The organism is Pseudomonas reidholzensis (assembly GCF_900536025.1).
Taxonomy (GTDB): Bacteria; Pseudomonadota; Gammaproteobacteria; order Pseudomonadales; family Pseudomonadaceae; genus Aquipseudomonas; species Aquipseudomonas reidholzensis.
Genome location: NZ_UNOZ01000037.1, coordinates 135,066 through 155,477 on the forward strand (window position 1 = coordinate 135,066; position 20,412 = coordinate 155,477).

General features: G+C 63.7%; 15 protein-coding genes, 2 tRNA genes and 2 pseudogenes. 6 read left to right on the forward strand and 13 right to left on the reverse strand.

Features of this window, described 5'->3' with window-relative positions:
• Window position 1 precedes the first annotated feature (1 nt).
• Window positions 2-829 (forward strand): ammonia-dependent NAD(+) synthetase, encoded by an 828-nt coding sequence (gene nadE / locus CCOS865_RS25950; RefSeq protein ID WP_119146271.1) that lies wholly within the window; start codon window positions 2-4, stop codon window positions 827-829.
• Between the two features lie 55 nt (window positions 830-884).
• Here nadE and azu read toward each other — a convergent pair whose 3' ends face one another.
• Window positions 885-1,334, reverse strand: coding sequence for an azurin (gene azu / locus CCOS865_RS25955; protein WP_119146273.1), 450 nt, complete (start codon window positions 1,332-1,334; stop codon window positions 885-887).
• A 348-nt stretch (window positions 1,335-1,682) separates the two neighbouring features.
• Here azu and CCOS865_RS25960 point away from each other — a divergent pair, with 348 nt between their 5' ends.
• The gene (locus CCOS865_RS25960; RefSeq protein WP_119146275.1) at window positions 1,683-2,270 is read left to right on the forward strand and encodes an LOG family protein; all 588 of its coding nucleotides are present in this window, start codon (window positions 1,683-1,685) and stop codon (window positions 2,268-2,270) included.
• 158 nt (window positions 2,271-2,428) lie between these two features.
• Here CCOS865_RS25960 and CCOS865_RS25965 read toward each other — a convergent pair whose 3' ends face one another.
• From CCOS865_RS25965 to rnr, 8 genes are all read right to left on the reverse strand, one after another.
• A complete protein-coding gene (locus tag CCOS865_RS25965; RefSeq protein ID WP_119146277.1) occupies window positions 2,429-4,726 on the reverse strand; it encodes a YgiQ family radical SAM protein in 2,298 nt (765 codons plus the stop codon).
• Between the two features lie 208 nt (window positions 4,727-4,934).
• On the reverse strand, window positions 4,935-6,332 hold the full coding sequence (gene dnaB / locus CCOS865_RS25970) for a replicative DNA helicase (protein WP_119146279.1): 1,398 nt from the start codon (window positions 6,330-6,332) through the stop codon (window positions 4,935-4,937).
• Window positions 6,333-6,445: 113 nt separating this feature from the next.
• Window positions 6,446-6,892, reverse strand: coding sequence for a 50S ribosomal protein L9 (gene rplI, locus CCOS865_RS25975; RefSeq protein WP_119146281.1), 447 nt, complete (start codon window positions 6,890-6,892; stop codon window positions 6,446-6,448).
• Between the two features lie 13 nt (window positions 6,893-6,905).
• On the reverse strand, window positions 6,906-7,802 hold the full coding sequence (locus CCOS865_RS25980) for a YybS family protein (RefSeq protein WP_119146283.1): 897 nt from the start codon (window positions 7,800-7,802) through the stop codon (window positions 6,906-6,908).
• A 33-nt stretch (window positions 7,803-7,835) separates the two neighbouring features.
• Entirely contained in the window at window positions 7,836-8,066 is a 231-nt protein-coding gene (gene rpsR, locus CCOS865_RS25985) for a 30S ribosomal protein S18 (protein WP_003249563.1), read from the reverse strand.
• Between the two features lie 28 nt (window positions 8,067-8,094).
• The gene (rpsF, locus tag CCOS865_RS25990) at window positions 8,095-8,520 is read right to left on the reverse strand and encodes a 30S ribosomal protein S6 (RefSeq protein WP_119146285.1); all 426 of its coding nucleotides are present in this window, start codon (window positions 8,518-8,520) and stop codon (window positions 8,095-8,097) included.
• Window positions 8,521-8,821: 301 nt separating this feature from the next.
• Complete coding sequence (rlmB, locus tag CCOS865_RS25995; RefSeq protein ID WP_119146287.1) at window positions 8,822-9,568, reverse strand: 23S rRNA (guanosine(2251)-2'-O)-methyltransferase RlmB; 747 nt, start codon at window positions 9,566-9,568, stop codon at window positions 8,822-8,824.
• Entirely contained in the window at window positions 9,565-12,186 is a 2,622-nt protein-coding gene (gene rnr / locus CCOS865_RS26000; RefSeq protein WP_119146289.1) for a ribonuclease R, read from the reverse strand. The genes rlmB and rnr overlap by 4 nt, the downstream gene beginning before the upstream one ends.
• 271 nt (window positions 12,187-12,457) lie before the next feature.
• Here rnr and CCOS865_RS26005 point away from each other — a divergent pair.
• From CCOS865_RS26005 to CCOS865_RS26020, 4 genes are all read left to right on the forward strand, one after another.
• A tRNA-Leu gene (locus CCOS865_RS26005) sits at window positions 12,458-12,544 on the forward strand.
• An 80-nt stretch (window positions 12,545-12,624) separates the two neighbouring features.
• Window positions 12,625-12,711, forward strand: a tRNA-Leu gene (locus CCOS865_RS26010).
• 212 nt (window positions 12,712-12,923) lie between these two features.
• On the forward strand, window positions 12,924-13,937 hold the full coding sequence (locus CCOS865_RS26015; protein WP_119146291.1) for an extracellular solute-binding protein: 1,014 nt from the start codon (window positions 12,924-12,926) through the stop codon (window positions 13,935-13,937).
• Window positions 13,937-15,502: an ABC transporter permease gene (locus CCOS865_RS26020; RefSeq protein WP_119146293.1), complete on the forward strand. Its 1,566-nt coding sequence runs from the start codon at window positions 13,937-13,939 to the stop codon at window positions 15,500-15,502. The genes CCOS865_RS26015 and CCOS865_RS26020 overlap by 1 nt, the downstream gene beginning before the upstream one ends.
• Window positions 15,503-15,623: 121 nt before the next feature.
• Here CCOS865_RS26020 and CCOS865_RS28870 read toward each other — a convergent pair.
• The 4 genes and pseudogenes from CCOS865_RS28870 to CCOS865_RS26035 form a co-directional block, all read right to left on the reverse strand.
• Window positions 15,624-16,139: pseudogene (locus CCOS865_RS28870) on the reverse strand (methyl-accepting chemotaxis protein); the annotation flags it as partial.
• Window positions 16,140-16,529: 390 nt separating this feature from the next.
• Window positions 16,530-17,222, reverse strand: a pseudogene (locus CCOS865_RS28875) (methyl-accepting chemotaxis protein); the annotation flags it as partial.
• Window positions 17,223-17,750: 528 nt separating this feature from the next.
• The gene (locus CCOS865_RS26030; protein WP_119146297.1) at window positions 17,751-19,043 is read right to left on the reverse strand and encodes an adenylosuccinate synthase; all 1,293 of its coding nucleotides are present in this window, start codon (window positions 19,041-19,043) and stop codon (window positions 17,751-17,753) included.
• Between the two features lie 56 nt (window positions 19,044-19,099).
• Window positions 19,100-20,287, reverse strand: a complete 1,188-nt coding sequence (locus tag CCOS865_RS26035) for an ATP phosphoribosyltransferase regulatory subunit (protein WP_119146299.1) — start codon at window positions 20,285-20,287, stop codon at window positions 19,100-19,102.
• Window positions 20,288-20,412 lie beyond the last annotated feature (125 nt).

Consider the following 20,412-nt stretch of genomic DNA (forward strand, 5'->3'; position numbering starts at 1 on the left):
CATGCAAGCCGTCCAGCAAGAGATCGCGCAGCAGCTCAAGGTGCAGCCGCCGTTCGCCGACGCGGCCGCGCTCGAGGCCGAAGTCGCCCGGCGCGTGGCGTTCATCAAGGACTGCCTGGCCAATGCCCGGCTCAAGACCCTGGTCCTGGGCATCAGCGGCGGGGTCGACTCGCTGACCGCCGCCCTGCTCGCCCAGCGCGCGATCAACGAGCTGCGCGCCACCACGGGCGATGCTGCCTACCGTTTCATTGCCGTGCGCCTGCCGTACCAGGTGCAGCATGACGAACACGACGCGCAGGCCTGCCTGGACGTGATCAAGGCGGATGAAGTGCACACCGTCGACATCGCCCCTGCGGTACGCGCCCTGGCCGGAGAAGTGAAAACCCTCGAAGGTGCCTCGCCCACCCTGGTCGACTTCGTCGTCGGCAACACCAAGGCGCGCATGCGCATGATCGCCCAGTACACCATCGCCGGTGCGCGCGGCGGCCTGGTGATCGGCACCGACCACGCCGCCGAGGCGGTGATGGGGTTCTTTACCAAGTTCGGTGATGGGGCGTGTGATCTGGCGCCGCTGAGCGGGCTGGTGAAAAACCAGGTGCGGGCCATCGCTCGCAGCTTTGGCGCGGCCGAGGCGCTGGTGGAGAAGGTGCCGACAGCGGACCTGGAAGACCTCGAGCCGGGCAAGCCGGATGAGGCGTCACATGGCGTGACCTACCAGCAGATCGATGCGTTCCTGCACGGCCAGCCGGTGAGCCAGGAGGCGTTCGACATCATCGTCAACACCTACCGCAAGACGCAGCACAAGCGCGAGCTGCCTTTCGCGCCGTAAAACGTAACGTAGGAGCGGGCCAGCCCGCTCCCACGTGATACACGTCAGGCCTCGATTACTTGACGACAACCTTGCCCTTCATCATCGAGATGTGGCCCGGGAAGGTGCAGAAGAAGCTGTAGTCACCACCAGCTTCCAGTTTCGACGTGTCGAATTTCACCTCGGTTTCTTTCTCTGGCGCGCCAATCATCGCGGTGTGCGCAATGATGTTGGCGTTGTCTTCCTTCAGGTAGCCCTTGTCGACGCCCTGGGTCATGCCTTCAGTGGCAATGGCCTGCATGTCGGCCGTCTTGCTGATCACCAGGTTGTGGCCCATGACGTTCTTCGGCAGGTTGCCGGTGTGGGTCAGCTTGACCGTGAATTCCTTGCAGCTCTTGTCAACGGTGAACTCTTTGCTGGTGTACGACATCTGGTCGGTCGACTCGACCGTTACCGAACATTCGGCTGCAAAGACAGAAGCGCTGGCGAGGGTCAGCAGGGATACCGCTACAGCTTTCGCAAACATCGTGAATCTCCTTGGCAGGGTTTTATCAGTTGCGAGACTGCCTGAAGCCGGTACGACCGTCCCTGATGTGCATCAAGGGGGTGTCCAGTGGCCAGTCAGTTAATTTGTTCTATGGATTGTATACAACCAATCTAAGTGCACATCATGCCCTCTTACTAGACGATGAGACAACCTCACATTTAGGAGCAATTGATATGTCCCTTGGTAGCTTGATCAACAGCTTGCTCGCCGCCTACGCCCACGGCGCCACCGGCGCCGCCTGCGAATTCTCCCGCCCGGAGTGAATTCACCCCTTGGAAGCGGCAGGCCTGCGCCTTACCCTGTGCGCCATGTAAAGGGAGAGAAGCAATGCCTGTACGTTCCGTTTGTGTCTTCTGTGGTGCCAGCATCGGCAGCAATCCGGCCTACCGCCAAGCCGCGGTCGCCCTCGGCGAGGCCATCGCCCGGCGTGGCCTGACACTGGTCTACGGCGGTGGAGCGGTCGGCCTGATGGGCACGGTCGCCGACGCTGCGATGGCGGCGGGCGGCGAAGTGATCGGGATCATCCCGCAGAGCCTGGTCGACGCCGAAGTCGGCCACAATGGCCTGAGCCGCCTGGAAGTGGTCGACGGCATGCACGCGCGCAAGGCGCGCATGGCCGAGCTCAGCGATGCCTTCATCGCCCTGCCGGGTGGCCTGGGCACGCTTGAGGAGTTGTTCGAGGTGTGGACCTGGGGGCAACTGGGCTATCACGCCAAGCCGCTGGGGCTGCTGGATGTGAACGGCTTCTATGCCAAGCTCGGCGGGTTCCTCGACCATATCGTCGAAGAAGGCTTCGTGCGGCCGCAGCACCGGGCGATGCTGTTGCTCGGCGAGCAGGCGGATGCGCTGCTCGATGGGATGGATGAGTTCGTGGCACCGGTGGCGCCGAAGTGGGTCGATCGCGCGCCTGATTGACCGCGCAGCTGGGCCCGCTGCGCGGTCCTTTCCGACCGGTCCGGCGCCCCGGCAAGGCCGCTCCCACAGGGTGGCGCAAGTTGGATGCCTTACGCGATTCCTGTGGGAGCGGCCTTGCGTCGCGAAAGGGCCGCAAAGCGGCCCCAGCAGTCTTCAGATCAACGCGGTACAGCAGGCTGACGCTGCGGCTTCTTGCCGCCGCCCTTGGCGGCTTCCTTGCGTTCCTTGGCGGCCTGCTGGTTACGCGCAAATGCTTCGGCCTTGGCCTTCTCGCGCTTGTCCCACGGCTTGCTGCCATCGCTGGCACGTGGCGGCAGGCCGCTGTGCTGGGTGAGGATCTTCTGTTCCTTGGCCACCTTGTGGCTGCCGCTCGGCGTCGAGTTCTTGCGCCGGGCGCTCTGGTAGCTGTCGGTCTGCGGCTGGTGCAGCGGGATCAGCTGGTGCTTGCCCGGGCCGATCAGGTCGGCACGGCCCATCCGCTCCAGGGCTTCACGCAGCATCGGCCAGCCCTTCGGATCGTGGTAGCGCAAGAACGCCTTGTGCAAGCGGCGCTGCTCGTCGCTCTTGACGATCTCGACCCCTTCGCTCTTGTAGGTGACCTTGCGCAGCGGGTTCTTGCCCGAGTGGTACATGGCCGTGGCCGAAGCCATCGGCGACGGGTAGAACGCCTGCACCTGGTCCGCACGGAAGCCGTTGCCCTTGAGCCACAGCGCGAGGTTCATCATGTCCTCGTCGGTGGTGCCTGGGTGCGCGGCGATGAAGTACGGGATCAGGTACTGCTCCTTGCCCGCCTCCTTCGAATACTTCTCGAACATGCGCTTGAAGCGGTCGTAGCTGCCGATGCCCGGCTTCATCATCTTGTCCAGCGGGCCACGCTCGGTGTGCTCCGGGGCAATCTTCAGGTAGCCGCCGACGTGGTGGGTGACCAGCTCCTTGACGTACTCCGGCGACTCCACGGCGAGGTCGTAACGCAGGCCCGAGGCGATCAGGATCTTCTTCACACCTGGCAGGGCACGGGCCTTGCGGTACAGTTCGATGAGCGAGCTGTGGTCGGTATTGAGGTTCTCGCAGATGCCCGGGAACACGCACGACGGCTTGCGGCAGTGCTTCTCGATCTCGGTGCTCTTGCAGGCGATGCGGTACATGTTGGCGGTCGGCCCGCCGAGGTCGGAGACCACGCCGGTGAAGCCCGGCACCTTGTCGCGCATCTCCTCGATCTCGTGCAGGATCGACTCGTGCGAGCGGTTCTGGATGATCCGCCCTTCGTGCTCGGTGATCGAGCAGAAGGTGCAGCCACCGAAGCAGCCACGCATGATGTTCACCGAGAAGCGGATCATCTCGTAGGCCGGGATACGCTCCTTGCCATACGCCGGGTGCGGAATGCGCGCGTAGGGCATGCCGAACACGTAGTCCATTTCTTCGGTGGTCATCGGGATGGGCGGCGGGTTGAACCAGACGTCCACTTCGCCATGCTTCTGCACCAATGCGCGGGCGTTGCCCGGGTTGGTTTCCAGGTGCAGCACGCGGTTGGCGTGGGCGTACAGGACCGGGTCGTTACGGACCTTCTCGAACGATGGCAGGCGCAGCACGGTCTTGTCGCGGGTCATGCCCGGGCTGTCGAGGATCTGCACCACCTTGGCTTCGTTCGGGTCTTCGACCTCGTCCTTGGCCTGTTCGATCGCACAGGCCTGGGTGTCCTGGGTATTGACGTAGGGGTTGATGATCTTGTCGACCTTGCCCGGCCGGTCGATGCGGGTGGAGTCCACCTCGTACCAGCCCTGGGGCGTATCGCGACGCACGAACGCGGTGCCGCGCACGTCGGTGATCTGCTCGATGCTCTCACCGTGGGACAGCCGCTGGGCGACTTCGACCACCGCGCGCTCGGCGTTGCCGAACAGCAGGATGTCGGCGCAGGCGTCGATCAGGATCGAATGGCGGACCTTGTCCTGCCAGTAGTCGTAGTGCGCGATGCGGCGCAGCGACGCCTCGATGCCACCGAGCACGATCGGTACGTGCTTGTAGGCTTCCTTGCAGCGCTGGCTGTACACCAGGCTGGCGCGGTCCGGGCGTTTGCCGGCCAGGCCGCCGGGGGTGTAGGCGTCGTCGGAACGCACCTTCTTGTCAGCGGTGTAGCGGTTGATCATCGAGTCCATGTTGCCGGCGGCGACGCCGAAGAACAGGTTCGGCTCGCCGAGCTTCATGAAGTCGTCTTTGGACTGCCAGTTCGGCTGGGCGATGATCCCCACGCGAAAGCCCTGGGCTTCCAGCAGGCGGCCAATGATGGCCATGCCGAACGACGGATGGTCGACGTAGGCATCACCGGTCACGATGATGATGTCGCAGGAATCCCAGCCGAGCTGATCCATCTCCTCCCTGCTCATCGGCAGGAAAGGCGCTGGCCCGAAGCATTCGGCCCAGTACTTGGGATAGTCGTAGAGTGGTTTGGCTGCTTGCATGTCAGTGACCGGTTCTTGGTGTGCAGGGAAATCGCGGGCGCGGAATATAGCACAAATTTTGATCAAATCCGACGATCGTGGTCGGATTCATTTTCAGGCAGGTCTCGCCGGTGCAACGGGCTTATCCCGAGACGGGCGCATTGCGCAGGTAACAGTAATCCTGGGGCGAGCCCGTTCTCACGCGGCTCGCCTCGAATCAACGGCTGCCTTATTCGTCGTCGTCGAAGTTGTAAGCGCCCGGCGCGAGGTTCTCGAAGCGGGTGTACTTGCCGATGAACGCCAGGCGGATAAAGCCGATGGGGCCGTTCCGCTGTTTACCGATGATGATCTCGGCCACGCCCTTGTGCTCGGTTTCCGGGTGATAGACCTCGTCCCGGTAGACGAACATGATGACGTCGGCGTCCTGCTCGATTGCACCCGATTCCCGCAAGTCGGAGTTGACCGGGCGCTTGTTCGGGCGCTGTTCCAGCGAGCGGTTGAGCTGGGACAGGGCGATGACCGGGCAGTTGAACTCTTTGGCCAGGGCCTTGAGCGAGCGGGAAATCTCGGAGATCTCGTTGGTCCGGTTGTCGCCGCTGGAACCCGGGATCTGCATCAACTGCAGGTAGTCGACCATGATCATGCCGATCTCGCCGTGCTCACGGGCCAGGCGACGGGTGCGCGCACGCATCTCCGACGGGCTGATGCCGGCGGTATCGTCGATGAACAGCTTGCGGTCGTTGAGCAGGTTGACCGCCGAGGTCAGGCGCGGCCAGTCGTCGTCGTCGAGCTGACCGGAACGGACCTTGGTCTGGTCGATGCGACCCAGCGACGAGAGCATCCGCATGATCAGCGATTCGCCTGGCATCTCGAGGGAGAACACCAGCACCGCCTTGTCGCTGCGCAGCACCGCGTTCTCCACCAGGTTCATGGCGAAGGTGGTCTTGCCCATCGACGGACGGCCGGCAACGATGATCAGGTCGGCCGCCTGCAGGCCGCTGGTCTTGCCGTCGAGGTCGGTGTAGCCGGTGGAGATACCGGTGATGTCGCTGTCGGAGTTGAACAGCGTGTCGATCCGGTCGATGGCCTTGGCCAACAGGTCGTTGACCCCCACCGGGCCGCCCGTCTTGGGCCGCGCCTCGGCGATCTGGAAGATCTGCCGTTCGGCGTCGTCGAGGATCTCGGCGGCGTTGCGGCCCTGCGGGTTGAAGGCGTTGTCGGCGATGTCGGTGCTGATGCTGATCAGCTGGCGCAGCGTGGCGCGCTCGCGAATGATCGCCGCATAGGCCTTGATGTTGGCGACCGACGGGGTGTTCTTGGCCAGCTCGGCCAGGTACGCCAGGCCGCCGACCTGGCTCGACTGGCCTTCGCGGTCCAGCTGTTCGTGCAGGGTGACCACGTCGAACGGCTGGTTGAGGTCGACCAGCTTATGGACCGCACGGAAGATCAGGCGGTGGTCATGGCGATAGAAGTCACCGTCCGACACCTGGTCCAGCACCCGCTCCCAGGCTTCGTTGTCCAGCATCAGACCACCGAGCACGGCCTGTTCGGCCTCGATGGAATGCGGCGGCACCTTCAGGGCGGCGGTTTGCAGGTCTAGCTGTTCGGGATTGGTGATCTCGTTCATGTCCACAAGAGAATTCTGGGAGAGGAGAAAAACAAAGGGCACGGTCTGCCAAAGGCAGAGCCGTGCCCAATGTTAACCGCCTGGCTCACAAGGAGCCAGTCGATTACTGCAGCTTAGGCTGCGACGACGACCACACGTACGGTGGCTTCAACGTCGCTGTGCAGGTGCACGGCTACGTCGTATTCGCCAACGTTACGGATGGTGCCGTTCGGCAGACGAACTTCAGCTTTGGCCACTTCAACGCCGGAGGCGGTCAGGGCGTCAGCGATGTCGTGGGTGCCGATCGAACCGAACAGCTTGCCTTCGTCGCCAGCGGTGGCAGTGATGGTCACTTCCAGCTCGGCCAGTTGGGCAGCACGGCTTTCAGCCGAAGTTTTCTTGTCGGCAGCAGCCTTTTCCAGCTCGGCGCGACGTTCTTCGAACGCAGCCAGGTTGGCGGCGTTGGCAACGGTGGCCTTGCCGAATGGCAGCAGGAAGTTACGGCCGTAACCGGCTTTAACTTTAACTTTGTCGCCCAGGTTGCCCAGGTTAGCGACTTTTTCCAGCAGGATCAGTTCCATTTGGTAAAACCTCTTAACTTTTACCTTCACCGTTCGCGGAATCATCACCCTGAGGTGACTTGCGACCGCGAAAATCAATCAGGCTATCGACAATGGCCAAAACCACGAGCAACGGATAGATCAGTTGCATGAACAGGACCAGCGTGACGTACAACCCGACCAGCCAGAACTTGGCCAGGCGTTTCTGTGCCACCAACCCGTGCAGCAGGGCGAGCCCGGCGAACATGAGCGGTACGCTGCACAGTGGCGTGAGCAGTGCCAGGGCAGAACCGAAGTTCGGACCGAACACCATGCACGCCAGCAGTACCAGCGCTGGCAACCGAGGAATCCGCACCGCTTGAAACTCGCGGCCGAAACCTCCGGGGTTGTACAACGAGGCCTGCCAGTAGCGCCCCAACATCAGGGACAACACACTGACAACCTGCAGCAATGCCGCAATCAGGCCGTTGAGCACAGGTACGATAAGAGCCCCGAGGCGTGCCTGTTCCTCTACCGATAACTGCTGGTAGAGACCGTCGAGCATCTGCGGCAGGGCTTTTTCAAGCGCTCGCGCCAGAGCTTCAATCGGTTCACGGAACACCGAACCAAGGATCACACCGTACAACAGGCCCAGCGCGATGCTGACAAGCAGCACCCGGTTCCAGGAATGCCCGGCGCGCAACAGCGCAGCCAGCCCCAGCGTACCCAGCAACACCATCAAGGTGCGCGGCTCGCCGAAGACCCACCAGGCCATCGCGGGCAAAATGCCCCAGACGATGACCGAGGAAGCGTCCTTGAAACCGCGCCGCAGGAACACCAGGGTCCCCGCGGCGGCACACAACCAGAACAACAGCGGCAATGCCGCACAACCGGCCACCACTACGGTGGCCTGCACGCGACCGCGCATGATGAAATCAGCTAACGCTCGCATGCTTATCCCTTGCTACTTGTCGAAAACCCGGTCTCAGCGGCCGTGGCTGTCGGTGTAGGGCAGCAGGGCCAGGAAGCGGGCGCGCTTGATAGCGGTAGCCAGCTGACGCTGATAACGAGCTTTGGTACCGGTGATACGGCTTGGAACGATCTTGCCGGTTTCGGATACGTAAGCTTTCAGGGTGTTGAGATCTTTGAAGTCGATCTCTTTCACGTCTTCAGCAGTGAAGCGGCAGAATTTACGACGACGGAAGAAACGTGCCATGTAATAGGCTCCTCAAAAGGTCCGTGGATTACTCGTCAGCGTTATCGCTGTTGTCGCTGTCATTGCTGTCGTCGCCATCGGCGCCATCAGCAGATTCAGGACGTTCACGACGCTCACGGCGCTCGCTGCGGTTCTCTTCGGCCTTGAGCATCTCGGACGGGCCAGTTACGGCTTCGTCACGACGGATGACCAGGTTACGGATCACGGCATCGTTGTAGCGGAAGTTGTCTTCCAGCTCGGCCAGGGCCTTGCCGGTGCACTCAACGTTCAGCATCACGTAGTGAGCCTTGTGAACATTGTTGATTGCGTAGGCCAGTTGACGACGGCCCCAATCTTCCAGGCGGTGGATTTTGCCACCATCTTCTTCGATCAGCTTGGTGTAACGCTCAACCATGCCGCCGACTTGCTCGCTCTGATCCGGGTGGACCAGGAAGATGATTTCGTAATGACGCATGAATGCTCCTTACGGGTTAGTAGTCTGCCAGGGAATCTGGTCAGACAAGGAGTGAATGACACTGTATGACTTGCCTTGTGCAGAAGGCACATGCGCGCCTGCCTGCTTGGCAAGGGGCGCAATTGTAGAGAAGGCCGAACGCACACGCAAGGTGATTGGCGATTATTTGAACAACCGGAAACATATCCGCCAACGCTGGCGCCTGTGCTGACGTCTTCGCGGGTAAACCCGCTCCCACAGGGATTTCGCCGAACCCTGTGGGAGCGGGTTTACCCGCGAAGACGTCGGCTCAGACAGCCAATCAGCGTTTGATCTGACGCTGGCGCACGGCCTCGAACAGGCACACGCCGGTGGCCACGGAGACGTTCAGGCTGCTGACGCTACCGCTCATCGGCAACTTCACCAGGAAGTCGCAATGATCGCGGGTCAGGCGACGCATGCCCTTACCTTCGGCCCCCATGATCATCACGATCGGCCCGGTCAGGTCCTGCTGGTAGATCTCCTGCTCGGCCTCGCCGGCGGTGCCGACCACCCACAGGCCACGCTTCTGGAGTTTCTCCAGGGTGCGCGCCAGGTTGGTCACGGCCACCAGCGGGATCACCTCGGCGGCGCCACACGCCACCTTGCGCACTACGGGCGTCAGGGTTGCCGACTTGTCCTTGGGCACCACCACTGCGGTGGCGCCGGCGGCATCGGCAGTGCGCAGGCAGGCACCGAGGTTGTGCGGGTCGGTGACACCGTCCAGCACCAGGATCAGCGGCGGGGTTTCGGTACGCTCGAGCAACTCCTCGAGCATCAGCTCACCCCACACCTGGCTCGGGCTGACCTCGGCGACGACGCCCTGGTGGACGCCCTCGACCCAGGCGTCCATCTCACGGCGCTCGGCCTGGCCGACCGGGATGCGGTTTTCCGCGGCCAGCGCCAGCAGCGCCTGGACCCGCGGCTCGCTACGCCCTTCCGACAGCCAGATCTGCTTGACCCGCTTGGGGTGATGCTGCAACAGGCCCTGTACGGCGTGCACGCCGTAGATTTTTTCCAGCTGACTCATGACTTGCTCTTGCTCTTGCTTGGCGCGCCCGACTTTGGCGGCCCCTTGCGGTGCTTGGTGGGCTTGCCCGAGGACGACGACTTGCTGCCCTTCGGCTTGCTGGCGGTCGGGGCGTTGCGCGCCTCGCCCATCAGCGCCTTTTTCACTTCGCGGCTCTTGCGCACGTCGGCGTTACGCTGCACGGCGTCCTTGGGGAAGTACGCATCACCGGCTTCGCTCTTGCGCTTGCGCGGCGCCGGCTCGGCCTTGGCTTCAGGCTTGGCTTCGGCCTTGGCGTCACGCTTGCCGCCGGCCTTGGCGGCTGGCGCGGATTTGCCGGCAGGCGCCGTATTGGCAGCGCCACGGTGCTTGCGACCCACGGCTTCGGTGACGGTTTTGTCCGACATCTCGAAGTCGATCTTGCGCTCGTCGAGGTCGACCCGCATGACCTTGACTTCGACCGTGTCGCCGAGGCGGAAGGTGCGACCGGTGCGCTCGCCCGACAGACGGTGATGCACGGCGTCGTAGTGGTAGTAGTCACCCGGCAGCGCACTGACGTGCACCAGGCCTTCGACGTAGATGTCGGTCAGCTCGATGAACAGGCCGAAACCGGTCACCGCGGTGATCACACCCGGGAAGATCTCGCCGACGCGGTCCTTCATGTACTCGCACTTGAGCCAATTGACGACGTCACGGGTGGCCTCGTCGGCGCGGCGTTCGGTCATCGAGCACTGCTCGCCCAACTGCTCCAGCATGGTCTCGTCGTACGGGTAGATACGCGCCTTGGGAATGCTCATGGCGCCCGCGCGCTTGACGTGCGGCGTCTCGACCTTGGAGCGGATCACGCTGCGAATGGCGCGGTGCACCAGCAGGTCGGGGTAGCGACGGATCGGCGAGGTGAAGTGGGTGTACGCCTCGTAGTTCAGGCCGAAGTGGCCGTTGTTATCGGTGCTGTACACCGCCTGGCTCAACGAGCGCAGCATGACGGTCTGGATCAGGTGGAAGTCCGGGCGACCGGCGATGCTCGCCAGCAGTGCCTGGTAATCCTTGGGCGACGGCTCCTTGCCCTTGTGCAGGGACAGGCCCAGTTCGCCAAGGAAGGCGCGGAGTTTTTCCAGGCGCTCCGGTGGCGGACCATCGTGCACGCGGTACAGCGACGGCACGTGGTGCTTGCGCATGAACTCGGCGGTGGCGACGTTGGCTGCCAGCATGCACTCTTCGATCAGCTTGTGGGCTTCGTTGCGCACGGTCGGACGAATTTCGTCGATCTTGCGGTTTTCGCCGAAGATGATCCGAGTTTCCTGGGTCTCGAAGTCGATCGCGCCACGGGTGTGACGGGCCGCCAGCAAGACCTTGTACAGCGCATGCAGGTGCTTGAGGTCCGGCAGGACTTCGCTGTACTCCTCGCGCAGGGCCTTGCCCTCGCGGGTGCGGGCGTGCTCGAGCATGCTGCTGACCTTGTTGTAGGTCAGGCGTGCGTGCGAGTGGATGACCGCTTCGTAGAACTGGTAGTCGACCATCTGGCCAGACTTGTTGATGGTCATTTCGCAGACCATCGCCAAGCGGTCGACGTGCGGGTTCAGCGAGCACAGGCCGTTGGACAGCTCTTCAGGCAGCATCGGCACTACCCGCTCAGGGAAGTACACCGAGTTGCCGCGCTGCTGCGCTTCGATGTCCAGGGCCGAGCCCAGGCGCACGTAGCTGGAAACGTCGGCGATCGCCACGAACAGGCGCCAGCCGCCCGAGAACAGGCGCAGCTTGCCCTGGGGCTCGCAGTAGACCGCGTCGTCGAAGTCGCGGGCGTCTTCGCCGTCGATGGTGACGAACGGCAGATGGCGCAGGTCGATGCGCTTCTCTTTGTCCTTCTCTTCGACTTCGGAGCGGAACTTGCGCGCTTCCTTGACCACTTCTTGCGGCCACACGTGCGGGATGTCGTAGCTGCGCAGGGCAACGTCGATTTCCATGCCCGGGGCCATGTAGTTGCCGATCACCTCGACCACGTCACCTTGCGCCTGGAAGCGCGGGGTGGGCCAGTGGGTGATCTTGATCTCGACGAACTGACCGATCTTGGCGCCGCCGTTACGCCCGGCGGTGACCAGCACTTCCTGCTGGATCTTCGGGTTGTCGGGGGTGACGTAGCCGATACCGCCTTCTTCGAAGTAGCGGCCGACCACGCTTTCATGGGCACGCGAGATGATCTCGACCAGCACGCCTTCACGGCGGCCACGGCGGTCGGTACCGGAAACCCGCGCCAGGGCACGGTCACCGTCGAACGCCAGGCGCATCTGTGCCGGGCTGATGAACAGGTCGTCGCTGCCATCGTCGGGGATGAGGAAGCCGAAGCCATCGCGGTGGCCCGAGACCCGGCCGCAGATCAGGTCCAGCTTGTCTACCGGGGCATAGGTGCCGCGCCGGGTATAGATCAGCTGACCGTCACGCTCCATGGCGCGCAGACGGCGGCGCAGCGCTTCGATCTGGTCTTCTTCGTGGAGACCGAACTCCGCGGCCAGTTGCTCGCGCGCAGCGGGTTCGCCGCGGTCGGCAAGCTGCTGCAGGATCAGCTCACGGCTGGGAATAGGATTATCGTATTTATCCGCTTCGCGAGCGGCCTCGGGATCGAGGGATTGCCAATCGGCCATCAGAAGGGGTTCACCTTGGGGTATATAGAGTAGAAGTTTGGCATAGGCGTATTGAAACCGGAAATGTCGGCCTTGGACAGCCCCCGTCTGAGGGTCTTGTACGCATTGGAAGGCCTGTGGAATCAACGGGTTGAATTTTTTGAATTTTTTTTGATCCGGGGGCTTTACAGCCTCCAGAGGCGTCCGTATAGTGCGCACCACAACGACGGACACCGACGTTGTAGTTGAGATGGACGATGTTGTAAAGCATCATGTGATTTCGACGATGTGTGCCCAGGTGGCGGAATTGGTAGACGCGCTGGTTTCAGGTATCAGTGACCGCAAGGTCGTGGAAGTTCGAGTCTTCTCCTGGGCACCAAATATTTAGAGTGATAGATAGCAGGTCTGTCTGTCATTCAGCAAGAGATTCATCGCAGTACGCTGTAGATGTAAAGCTTTGCCCAGGTGGCGGAATTGGTAGACGCGCTGGTTTCAGGTATCAGTGACCGCAAGGTCGTGGAAGTTCGAGTCTTCTCCTGGGCACCAAATAAAAACCCACTAGCTTGCTAGTGGGTTTTTTCTTGCCTGCGTTTTTTGTTGCACTGCCCTTCCCCTGCCGTGTCAGACCCCGTGTCTCGGGCTCGCGACGCAAAGGCATTGATAGTCAGCTCATGAATTTCTCGTCACCCGGCCACTTGAGAAACGATTTCGTTTACCATTGTTTCCAAATATGTAGCCGTAAGCGAGGAAGTACCCGCATGACGATCCGTCCGCAACCGCTGATGCGCAGCCTGGCCGCCGCTGTCCTGAGCCTGGTGATCGGCGCCCCGGCCGCCATGGCAGACGCCCCGGTCACCCTGACCCTGTACAACGGCCAGCACAAGGAAATCGGTGAAGCCATCGCCAAGGCCTACGAGGCCAAGACCGGCATCCACATCGATATCCGCAAGGGCAGCAGCAACCAGCTGGCCAGCCAGATCATCGAAGAAGGCGACCGCTCGCCGGCCGACGTCATCTATACCGAGGAGTCGCCGCCGCTGAACAACCTCGGCGAGCTGGGCCTGCTGGCCAAGATCGACGACGCCACGCTGAACATGCTGCCCAAGGAATACGTGGCCGCCAACGGCAGCTGGATGGGCGTGACCGCACGCACCCGGGTGGTGGTGTTCAACCCGAAGAAGGTCGACGAGAAAGACCTGCCGCAATCGGTCATGGACTTCGCCAACCCCGAGTGGGACGGTCGTGTCGGCTTCGTGCCGACCAGCGGCGCCTTCCAGGAACAGGCCGTGGCCATCCTCAAGATGCACGGGCGTGATGCCGCCGAAGAGTGGCTGACCGGCCTCAAGGCGTTCGGCAAGACCTACACCAACAACATGGTCGCACTGAAGGCCGTGGAAAAAGGCGAAGTCGACGCGGTGCTGGTCAACAACTACTACTGGTACGCCCTGCAACGCGAGCGCGGCCAGCTCGACTCCAAGCTGTACTACCTGGCCGACGGCGACGCCGGTGGCCTGGTGACCATCTCCGGCGCCGCTGCGGTCAAGGCCAGCAAGCACCCCAAGGAAGCCCAGGCCCTGCTCAACTGGATGGCCAGCGAAGAAGGCCAGCGGGTGATCACCCAGACCACCGCCGAGTACCCGCTGCACAAGGGCATGGTCTCGGACCGTGGCCTGAAGCCGTTCGAAGAGCTGCGCCCGCCGCAGATCACCCCAGCCGACCTCGGTAACGCCGAGGAAGCCCTGGAGCTTGAACGCGAGGTCGGTCTGCTCTGATGACTGCCGCCCTGCACACCGCGGCCCCGGTGCGTTTCGTGCCACGCCGCAAGCGCCCCTCGATCTGGGTGGTGCTGCCCGTCCTGTTCCTGGTGGCGATGAGCTTGCTGCCATTGCTGTACGTCGCCTTGAAAGCCTGGGAAGCGGGCTGGCGCGAGGCCCTGCACCTGCTCTGGCGGCCGTTCGTGTGGGGCCTGCTGCGCAACACGATGCTGTTGATGGTCGGTGTGACCCTGGTGTGCATGGCGGTCGGCCTGGCCATCGCCTGGCTGCTCGAGCGCAGCGACCTGCCGGGGCGGCGCCTGTGGGGCGTGGTGCTGTGCCTGCCGTTCGCGGTGCCGTCGTTTGTCAGCAGCTTTACCTGGGTGTCGCTGAGCTCGGACTTCGAGGGCCTGGGCGGGGCGATCATGATCATGGCGCTGTCCAAATACCCGCTGATCTTCCTGCCGGTGGCGGCGACCCTGCGCAACGTCGACACCTCGCTGGAGGAGTCGGCACGCACCTTGGGCTGCAGCCGCTGGGGGGTGTTCCGCAAGGTCACCCTGCCGCTGCTGTGGCCGGCCATGCTCGGCGGCGCGCTGCTGATCGCCCTGCACATGCTCGTGGAGTTCGGCGCGCTGTCGATCCTTGGCCTGCAGACGTTCACCACGGCGATCTACCAGCAGTTCGAGCTGGAGTTCAGCAACGCCAACGCGGCGATGCTCTCGGCGGTGCTGCTGGCGCTGTGCCTGGTGATGCTGACGCTGGAGCTGCGGGTGCGTGGCAAGGCTCGCCATGTGCGCATCGGCCAAGGGGTGGCGCGGCGCGCCAAGCCGGTCAAGCTGGGTGGCTGGATGCCGCTGGCGCAGGGGCTGTGCGTGGGCCTGGCGGTGCTCGGCAGCGGCATCCCGCTGGCCATGCTCGGCTACTGGCTGAGCGTGGGCTCGTCGGCGGCGTTCCCGGTCGGCGAGATCAGCCAGGCGCTGCTCACCTCGCTGTCGGTGTCGCTGGGCGGTGCGGGCTTGTGCGTGTTGCTGGCCCTGCCGATCAGCTTCCTGGTGGTGCGCTACAAGGGTCGCCTGGCGATCTGGGCCGAGCGCCTGCCGTACCTGCTGCATGCCCTGCCGGGGCTGGTGATTGCCCTGACCCTGGTGTTCTTCGCCCTGCATTATGTACCGGCGCTGTACCAGACCACGGCGTTGCTGTTGCTGGCCTATGCGCTGTTGTTCCTGCCGCTGGCCCAGGCGCCGGTACGCACGGCCTTGAACAAGGCTTCGCCGACCCTCGAAGAAGCCGCACGCACCTTGGGCGCGAGCAGCTTCAGCGCGTTTTGCCGGGTGACCTTGCCGATCATCTTCCCGGCACTGGCGGCGGCGTTTGCGCTGGTGTTTCTGGATGCGATGAAAGAGCTGACAGCGACCTTGCTGCTCAGCCCTACCGGGATGACCACGCTGGCGACCGAGGTATGGGCGCATACCGCCAACGTCGAGTTTGCCGCTGCGGCGCCGTATGCGGCGTTGCTGATCGTGGTGTCGGGGTTGCCGGTGTATCTGTTGACTACGCGGATGTACCTGAACCGCGCGTAAAACCTATGGGGCCGCTTTGCGGCCCTTTCGCGACACGAGGCCGCTCCCACAGTAAGCATGCGCGAACTCTGTGGGAGCGGCCTTGTGTCGCGAAACGAGGGCAAAGCCCTCGCCAGGGCGATCAAGCCCTGAACTGGCCCAGGCTGGCGCGCAACTGCGCGGCCAGGTCATCCAGCACCTTGCCGCTCGCGGTGGTCTGCATCACCACCCGCGCCGACTGCTCGGCCTGCGCATGGATCGTCTCCACCCTCCCTCGTACCGCCTGCGCGCCATGCGCCTGGTGCTCGGCCGCGCGCGTGGCCAGGCCGATCGCCGCGTGCACCTGCTCCACCGCCGCCTGCACCGACTGCTGCCGGCGTGCGTTGTCACGCAGCACCAGCAAGCCCTCGCTGGCTTGGCGCCCGGCCTGGCTGATGGTCGCCACGGCCTCCTTGGCACCCTGCTGCAGGGCAACGATATGCGCCTGGATATCGCCGGTGGAGCTCTGCGTCTTGCTCGCCAACGCCCGCACCTCGTCAGCGACCACGGCAAAGCCGCGGCCGGTCTCGCCGGCACGCGCGGCTTCGATCGCGGCATTCAGGGCCAGCAGGTTGGTCTGCTCGGCGATGCCATGGATCACCGTCAACACCACCTCGATCTGCTCGCTCTGCTTGGCCAGCCGCTCGATCACCTGGGAGCCGGCGTCGACCTGGCCGGCGAGGTTCTCGATCAAACCGGCGAGCTGAGTCGAGGTGCGGCTGTTCTCGTTGGTCGCCTGGCGGATGTCCACCACCTGCTGCAACGCCGCCTGCATGGCGTGGCTCTCGGCCTGGGCCTCGTCGGCCATGCTCGACAGGTCGCGCAGGCTGGCGGCGACTTCATCGCGCTGGAGCGCGGCGGCGGCGTCGGCACCGGCGCTGCGTTGGGTCATCGCACCGATTTCCACGCCGGTGCGCTGCGCCACTTCACCCGCTTCGCGGACGATTGGCTGGAGCTTGTCGACAAAGCGGTTGACCGCCTTGGCCATATCGCCGATTTCGTCGCGGCTGTCGAGGCTGACGCGCTTGGTCAGGTCGCCCTCGCCCGCCGCCAGGTCGTCGAGCGCAGCGATCAGCAGGCGCAGCTTGCTGACCACCCGCCGACCCAGCACCAGCGCCACCACCAGCAGCACCCCCAGGCCGACCAGCACCAGGCCCAGGCCAATCCGCCAGCGCAGCTCGCCGGCCGCATCGCGTACGGTCTGGGCCGTGTTGGCCTGCATCGCGGTGGCGCTGTGCTGGGCGGTTTCCAGGCGTGCGCGCAGGGCTTTGCCGCTGTCGGCGGCCGCCGCGCCAAGGCTCTCGCCGACCAATTGCTCGCCACTGCCGATCAACGCCGCAAAGCGCTGATCGAGGGCTTTCAGCGCCTGCTCGACGCCGGCGGTGGAGACGCCCATCAAGACCTTGCCGATCTCGACCCCATTGGGGCTGATCGACGCTTCGACGAAGTACACCGACGGGTCTTTGCGCGCAGCATCCAGCACCTTGTCCAGCGCCCGCTCGCCCTGGCCTTTGTCCATCAGCGCCTGGTTGATCGGGTTCTGCCGATTGAGGTAGCGGGTCAGGTGCTGGCCCTGGGCGTCGTCATAGATCACGAACAGCACGTTGGGGTTGCGCTGGGCGCGCCGGGCGAAATCCGAGAGCACCGGCACGTCGTTGTCCCAGATCGCCCGTGGCGCTACCGAGGCGAGCAGCTCGGCCATGTCGTTGGCGGACTCCTTGAGGGTGTTCTCGAGGGTCGCGCGCAGTTGCTGCTGCTCGGCCTGCAGGCGGGTCGACAGGCCGCTGCTGAGGCGCTGACGGGTACTGCTGGAAAGGTTGTCGAGGCCGGCACGGACGTCCTGCCCGGCCAGCTCCAGTTCATTGGCGAGCTGACGGCTGTCGGCGCCCAGGCGTTCGCCGAGATCGGCCTCAAGCGCGGTGACGGTGCTCCGGGTCAGCGCAACGGCGACCAGCACCTGCACCAAAAGAGCGATACCCAAGGCAACAAACACAGGCCGCAAGAGGCGGCTTCGTAACAGTGAGAGGATGGCAGACACGGTGAAACCCTCGTGCTTCTGGCGCCATTATTTTGATGGCATCTACAAAGCATTCTTACAGCAAGGGTTGTGCCGCAAGCAGCAGGTATAAACGCCAAGTTTATAAGGCGATACGGGCGCGGGCGAATGAGCCAAAAAAAAACGCCGCGCTTCCTTGCGGGAGCGCGGCGTTGGATCAGCCTGTCAGGCTGATCAGGCGAACGGATGACGCAGCACGATGGTTTCGTTGCGGTCCGGGCCGGTCGAGATGATGTCGATCGGCGCGCCGGTCAGCTCCTCGATGCGCTTGATGTAAGCGCGGGCAGCTTCTGGCAGCTCTTCCAGGGTCTTGGCACCGAGGGTCGACTCGGTCCAGCCTGGCATCGCTTCGTACACCGGCTCCAGGCCGATGTAGCTGTCGGCATCGGACGGTGCGTCGATGACGGCGCCGTTCTCGTTCTTGTAGCCAACACAGATGTTGATGGTTTCCAGGCCGTCCAGAACGTCCAGCTTGGTCAGGCAGATGCCCGAGATGCTGTTGACGTCGATGGCGCGACGCAGGATGACGGCATCGAACCAGCCGCAACGACGAGCACGGCCGGTGGTCGAACCGAACTCATGACCACGCTTGGCCAGAGTAGCACCCGTCTCGTCGAACAGTTCGGTCGGGAACGGACCGGAACCAACGCGCGTGGTGTACGCCTTGGTGATGCCGAGGATGTAGTCGAGGTACATCGGGCCAACGCCGGAACCGGTGGAGATGCCACCGGCAGTGGTGTTGGAGCTGGTCACGTACGGGTAGGTACCGTGGTCGATGTCGAGCAGCGAACCCTGCGCGCCTTCGAACATGATGTCCTTGCCGGCGCGACGCAGGTTGTGCAGCTCGGCGGTGACGTCGAGCATCATCGGCTTGAGCTGCTCGGCGTAGGCCATGCACTCGTCCAGGGTCTGCTGGAAGTCGATCGCCGGCTCTTTGTAGTAATTGACCAGCTGGAAGTTATGGTAGTCCAGCAGCTCACCGAGCTTGGCGGCGAAACGCTCGCGGTGGAACAGGTCACCGATGCGCAGGCCGCGACGCGCGACCTTGTCTTCGTAGGCTGGGCCGATACCACGACCGGTGGTACCGATCTTGGCTTCGCCACGGGCCTTCTCGCGGGCCTGGTCCAGCGCCACGTGGTAGGACAGGATCAGCGGTGCGGCCGGGCTGATGCGCAGGCGCTCGCGGACCGGTACGCCCTTCTCTTCGAGCTTGGTGATTTCACGCATCAGGGCATCGGGAGCGACCACGACGCCGTTGCCGATCAGGCACTGAACGCCTTCACGCAGGATGCCCGATGGAATCAGGTGCAGAACGGTCTTCTCACCGTTGATCACCAGGGTGTGGCCCGCATTGTGACCGCCCTGGTAGCGCACTACGGCGGCAGCATGTTCGGTCAGCAGATCAACGATCTTGCCTTTGCCCTCATCACCCCATTGGGTGCCCAGGACGACGACATTCTTACCCATAACACTTGTCCTCATTCACGCAACTTGGTTGCCGGCCTATTGCCGACCGAAAAATCTCAATGGGTCAGCGGCAGAACCTGCCAGCGCCCGTCTTGCTGAATCAATTGCCGATCACAATCCGCCTCGAGAGCAGCACTCAGCGGTTGCCCAGGCAATGCCTGAACCACCCGCTGGCCCTCGTTGCGCAACTGGCAGACCATCTGCCAGAGGGTCGCGTCGCCGCTGTCGGGCATCCAGATCCCGCCAGAAGGCAATACGACCTCCGCTCGCCCCAGTGTGACCAGGGTCTTCAAATCCGTGGAGAAGCCAGTGGCCGGACGCGCCCGGCCAAAGTCGGCGCCGATGTCGTCGTAGCGACCGCCCTGGGCGATCGACTGACCGACGCCCGGAACGAACACGGCGAACACCACGCCGGTGTGATAGTTGTAGCCACGCAGCTCGCCGAGGTCGAAGTACAGCGGCAGCTGCGGGTAACGCGCGGTCAGGCGGTCAGCGATCGACAGCAGGTCGTCGAGTGCCGCCAGGACGCTGGCCGGGGCACGACCGAGGCGCACACGGGCGTCGGCCAGCACTTCGCGGCCACCACACAGCTCGGTCAGGGCGCGCAGCATGCTGCTGAGGTCCTTCGGCAGGTCGGCGGTGAGTGCGTACACTTCATCGCGGGCCTTGCGCTGCAGGGCGTCGAACAGCTGCTGCTCGACAGCACCGGAGAGCCCGGCGGCACGGGCCAGGCCGCGGTAGATACCGACATGGCCAAGGTCCATGTGCACATCCGGCACATCGGCCAGCTGCAGCATCGCCAGCATCAGGCTGATGACTTCGACGTCGCTGGTCGGGCTGGCATCGCCGTACAGCTCGGCACCCAGCTGGATCGGGCTGCGCGAGGTCGACAGCTGGCGCGGCTGGGCGTGCAGTACGCTGCCGGCGTAGCACAGGCGGCTCGGGCCTTCGCGACGCAGGGTGTGCGCATCGATGCGCGCCACCTGCGGGGTGAAGTCGGCACGGAAACCCATCAGGCGGCCGGACTGCGGGTCGACCACCTTGAAGGTATGCAGGTCCAGGTCCTGGCTGGCACCGGTGAGCAGCGATTCCAGGTACTCGATATGCGGCGTCACGACCAGTTCGTAACCCCAACTCTGGAACAGGTCCAACACCTGCCGACGCGCAATCTCGATGCGCGCGGCTTCAGGTGGCAGTACTTCCTCGATGCCATCTGGCAGCAGCCAGCGGTCTACCGTTGCCATTACGCCTTTTCCCCTCTGGTCCGAGCGGCCTGCCTGGTGGGCGAGCCGTGAGTAAAGCAGGCATTGGCACACAACAGCAGGCAGCACTCATCCCAGCGCCACCGCCGTACCAACACCTTCGAATT